General features: G+C 51.0%; 1 protein-coding gene. It reads left to right on the top strand.

Annotated elements, in window-relative coordinates:
• The coding region (locus tag A3750_RS25845; RefSeq protein WP_197474882.1) for a hypothetical protein at window positions 1-263 on the top strand (263 nt) is incomplete at both ends.

Here is a 263-nt window from a genome sequence, read left to right as displayed (position 1 = left end):
TTGGAGCGAGATAAGCTAGAACGGGATTTTCAAGCTGCTAACACCGATAGTTCTGATGGAAATGTTTGGACGGTTGAATGGAACGAATATTTATCGTTATACAATGCCCACACGTTAGCACTTAGGGTGATGCAAGGCTATGCGGAGCAAGGCGCGGATGTATTCGACCTCGGCGACAGTCCGAGCAGTAGCCCCTTTGAGCAGGCGATCATTCATGGTCGAGATTACCCGTTGCGCGGCTACCCCGATAGGACTAGCGAGCT

The organism is Oleiphilus sp. HI0079, assembly GCF_001635105.1.
The sequence above is the reverse complement of the archived record's forward strand: the minus strand, read 5'-3'. Positions and strand labels throughout refer to the sequence as shown.